General features: G+C 51.5%; 4 protein-coding genes. All 4 read left to right on the plus strand.

What is annotated here, in order from left to right; translation table 11 throughout:
* A partial coding sequence (locus tag ABYT30_RS15730; protein WP_373097442.1) for a TIGR03862 family flavoprotein occupies positions 1 to 796 on the plus strand: 796 nt, incomplete at its 5' end.
* A gap of 19 nt (positions 797 to 815) precedes the next feature.
* Entirely contained in the window at positions 816 to 1070 is a 255-nt protein-coding gene (locus ABYT30_RS15735; RefSeq protein WP_373084359.1) for a DUF2164 domain-containing protein, read from the plus strand.
* Between the two features lie 459 nt (positions 1071 to 1529).
* Complete coding sequence (locus tag ABYT30_RS15740; RefSeq protein ID WP_373097443.1) at positions 1530 to 4208, plus strand: PD-(D/E)XK nuclease family protein; 2679 nt, start codon at positions 1530 to 1532, stop codon at positions 4206 to 4208.
* On the plus strand, positions 4205 to 4741 hold a 537-nt coding region (locus tag ABYT30_RS15745), incomplete at its 3' end, for a UvrD-helicase domain-containing protein (RefSeq protein WP_373097444.1). The genes ABYT30_RS15740 and ABYT30_RS15745, both read left to right, overlap by 4 nt.

A 4741-nucleotide genomic window follows, 5' to 3' on the forward strand; every position in this document is an offset into this window, starting at 1 on the left:
GCACCAGCTAGCGCTTAAACCAGAAATCACCGTGTTTGCACTGGGTGGTGGTAGTTGGGCGGCGTTGGGCTCAACTGGGCAATGGCTTAATCATTTCGAACAGCGCGGCATTCAGTGCGTGCCGTGGCGGCCAAGCAATTGCGGATTTGAATATCCGTGGCGCAGCGATTTTATTGCGGAGCACGCCGGCGCACCTCTTAAAACCATTGCGATCAGCGTGACCGATAGCAATGGCCATTGTTGGCGGCAGCAGGGCGACGCCGTTGTATCTGTCTACGGTATTGAGGGTGGCCCCGTGTACGCGGTGTCGGCACCAATTCGCGACAATATAGCGACGTATGGTGAATGCACAGTGTATTGGGATCTTGACCCTGACCGCAGTCTAGAAAAATTACAGCAGGCCATTGCTAAGCGCCGCGCTAAAGATTCCCTCGCGAATGTCTTACGTAAACAATGCGGCCTGTCCGGCGCTAAGCTGGCCATGTTGAAAACCCTAACCTCTAAAAGCCAAATGGCCGATATTGACGCGATACCCGCCTTGATCAAAGCGCTGCCGCAAACCTTACGCAGCACGCGAAGCTTAGATGAGGCGATAAGCACTGCTGGAGGCGTGTGCTTCAGCGAACTGGACGAGCAATTCATGCTCAAGAAACTGCCGGGCTGCTATTGCGTCGGTGAGATGCTTGACTGGGAGGCACCTACCGGCGGCTATTTATTAACGGCATGTTTTGCCAGTGGGCGTTGGGCTGGTATTGCCGCGGTGAGGCAGCTGGCAGACGGTGATTTAAGTTCATAGGATAAGGAGAATATAGATAATGGCGATGATTGAGTTTTCCGCCGAAGAAAAAGCAATGATTATCGACAAGGTTCAGCGCTATTTTGTAGCGGAGTTAGATCAGGATATTGGCAAATTCGATGCTGAATTTCTGATTGATTTCTTCTCAGAAGAAGTTGGAGCCTATTTTTATAATCGTGGTCTTAACGATGCCAAGGCGGTACTAGAAGAAAAATTAGCATCTATTTCTGACGATTTATATGAAATCGAAAAGCCAACTAATTTTGTCCGTTAGTATTGTTGGTCTGAGATATTTTTGTGCTTGAGATTGGCGAGATAGAAAATAAATTTTGATAATTTAATGTTGTTTATAATATTAAGAAAATGCCATTTAATTGCTGGTTGTGTATTTTAGCTTTATAGAATTTTGTTTTTTTAATATGGCGCCCCGCGATAGAATGCTTTCTGCAAAAGCGCTGTGATTGATAGTGTCGACTAAATTGCCCAGATTAGCCCTGCCTATTGATGTATGAAAATGTGCGCAACAATCGTGCTAAAGTTTGGCGCAGTACGCGTGCCAATTGTGCTAAAAATACGCTTAGTTGCCATGATGATTTAGGGTGCTTGACGGTGATCAGGCCGACAGTACAGTAAAACCCATAGCAATTATTGGTTTTATAGTCCGTGAAGTAGAGCGAATACGCTATGATTCACCACTGTAATCGCCACGCGCTAATTTAGAAAGGATGCACCTTTGGAACAGTTAGAACTCGCGGATTTATTGACGCTACAAGGCCGCAGTGTAGTACTAATGCCCAGTGACGCCAGTGCCCGCCAATGTCGCGAGCGCATCGCACAGTTGCGGGGCAGTCACGATCAAGCGTTTATTGAAACCATTACGGTCATGCCGCTGGACCAATGGTTTGCTGAGTTGTGGGACGCTAGTTTTCCCGCCAAGCAAGTGCTGCGTCCTATTCAGCTGCTAGCGCTGGCCAGAGACATTATTGAGTCGAGTCCCTACTTCCCTGAAAACTGTTTAAATAGCATGGCGATTGCTCGCCAGTTTGTCGACGCGTTTCAGTTGCACGCCCAGTATCGCTTGAGCAGTGACCGGGACTACTATTTGTTTTCCCAAGAGTACCAGGCGTTTTATCACTGGCAGCAAGCAATGCAGGCCAAGCTTGATGAGCAACAGGCCTTGAGCGCCCAGCAATTACCGAGTGTATTACTGCCCCTGCTGGCGGACGGTAATTTGGACTTACCTGATCAATTAATATTGAGTACCGAATTACAGCTGAGTCCAGCGGCAAGTCATTTTATTGAGCAGTGTGCGGCGGTACTGCCGATTAAGCAGTTGGCTATCGGCGGCTTTAACGCGACACCGCGTTTTCAGTCGGCTGCGCAATTGACTCAAGAGTGCGAAGCGCTCGTTGCGTGGCTGGCTGATTATTTAAGTGCTGAAGGAGAACACGCCAATAAGCTACTGGCAGTATTGGTGCCTGATATTAGGCAATACCAGCCTGTTTTGCAGGCAGTATTGCAACGCCAGCTCTATCCTAGCGACTTGTTTCCGTCAGCGGAAACCCAGCCTCGTGAGCCATGGCTTTTTGATGGCAGTGAGACGCTGCTGTCTTATCCCTTAATTAAATCGGCTTGGGATTTAATCTCCCTCGCTCCTAAAGCGCTACCACTAGAGCAATTTAGTCGAATATTGCGCTCGCGCTTTGTGCGCGGTTGGCCGGAGGCGCGCAGCATTCGGGCGCGACTGGATTTGCGTTGGCGAGACCGTCTAGGCCCCGAAACGAGCCTAAAAAGCGCCTTAGCCTTGGCGCGAAAAATGGAGCAGGCAGAACCTGGAGTCGGTGATTTTCTCCACGACTTAGCCGCCTTGCTCAAGACCATGCCGGTGGCGCAATTGCCCTCAGAGTGGGTGCGATTTTTCGACCAGCTACTACTCAGTGCGGGCTGGCCCAATGTTGACGACAATGACTCGGTGGTGGAGCAGTGCCGCCGAGGGTTTAGTCAGGCCATGGATGTTTTTCGCGCTCTAGATCGACAACTCGGGGCAGTGAGTCATGACAGCGCGCTGTCTTGGTTACAACATATCCTCAGTACCAAACGTTTTGCGGTGAGTCGCGACTGGCGGTGTCCAGTGCGAATTATGCAATACGATGACGCTCTTGGCCTGCGCTTTGACGCGGTGTGGATTATGGGGCTCGATGACGGCGCCCTGCCTCGCCGCGTTGAACCTTCGCCGTTCTTGCCGCTGGAATTACAACAGGGGGCTGGGCTGGAGGACAGTGATCCCAGTCTGTGTTTACGGCGCGACCGCAGGCTGTTGAATAGCCTGTTGGCGTCTGCGCCGCTGGTGATGATTAGCCATTGTCGGGAGAGTGACGTTGGCAGTCCTCAAGGCCCCTGTTCCCTGTTGCCGAGCTGGCAGGAAGAAGAGGCGCGGGACATTGGCAATCGCTACAAAGTCGCCGGCACAGTGGCCATGCCTGCCTATGACGAGGTGCGAGCGATTGACCCCAGTCAGCGCGACAGTATTCGGGGTGGCACCGGCTTGTTTAAAGAATACGCCAGCAGCCCCTTCTTCGCTTTTTTAAAATATCGCTTAAATCTTCGGGAATTCCCCCAAGCAGCCGAAGGTTTGGATCACCGAGTTCAGGGTATTTTGGTGCACGACACTATGCAGCATGTGTGGGAGCGCCTAAAAAGCAAGGCTGCGCTCGACGTATTAAACAGCGTGCAGTTAGAGACGCTGGTCCGCGACTGCTGTGAACTGGCTTTACAGGGGCCGGAATTTAACGTCGCTCGCTTTGGCGAGTCATTGCTGAATATCGAAAAGGAGCGGGTGATTCGCCTAGTGTGCAGCTGGCTGGAGGAAAAAGAAAAGCAGCGTCTACAAGACTTTGAAGTCATCGCCGTAGAGCAATTAATCGAAACCAAATTGGCCGGTATTCCACTGCGCCTGCGCATGGACCGTATTGATAATGTTGGCGGTAAGCGCTTAGTGATTGACTATAAAACGGGCACTATTAATGGCCGCTCTCTCAATGTCGATAGTCTAACTGAACCGCAATTGCCAATCTACGCATTAGTGGCGGCGAGTTCTGAATTTGGATCGACATCGGGCGTTGACGGCGTCATGTTGGCTCAACTTAAAAGCCCAGAGGACTTAGCGATTCATATGCGCAGTAATTGGGCGAATAGCGTGGTCGCCAAACGGCCCGACAAAGAAAACGATGTCGATAGTCCTGAGAAATGGCACGCTGAACTCGATGCCTGGTCTACGGCACTGCAAGGCATGGCCGAGGGGATATTAGCGGGTAATATCGCGCATGATTATAGTCAGGATTATGGCCGTAGTTTTAGCCAGTTTTTGTTGCCGCTGTTACGAGATAGCATTGAGCTGGAGGACGCCGAATGAGCGATTTTCCACGCCCCCCAGATCAAGACCAACGCGAGCGCGCAGTTGACCCCCGTCATTCGGTATTGGTGCGTGCACCGGCTGGCTCCGGCAAGACCGGGGTATTACTACTTCGCTATTTGCATTGCCTGCTCACTGTTGATCAACCTGAAAAAGTCGTTGCGATAACCTTTACTAACAAAGCGGCGGGTGAGATTAAAGAGCGGGTTATTCACGCTCTGCAAGCAGGTGCTCAAGCCCTGCATGGCGACCATAGCGAATCGCCCAGTACCGGTTTTGATGCGGATATTCGCGATGCCGTGAATCAAGTTTTAGCCCGTGACGCGGCCCAACATTGGTCGTTGTTAGAGAATAGCGCCCGTTTGCGGATTACCACCTTTGATAGTTTTTGCGGCAGCCTCGTACGTAGACTACCACTGCTTTCGGGTTTGGGTGCCGCGGCGCCGGTCACCGATGCCGATGCCCTCTACCGCGAAGCGATACTCAGCTTGTTCCGGCAAATGGATGCGAGCAATTGCCCGCCTGCGCTGGCC

Source organism: Zhongshania sp., from assembly GCF_041623545.1.
Taxonomy (GTDB): domain Bacteria; phylum Pseudomonadota; class Gammaproteobacteria; order Pseudomonadales; family Spongiibacteraceae; genus Spongiibacter.

Bases quoted from the DNA above. Each gene is read 5' to 3' on its own strand.
- ABYT30_RS15735 (WP_373084359.1), top strand. From the start codon at position 816: ATGGCGATGATTGAGTTTTCCGCCGAAGAAAAAGCAATGATTATCGAC.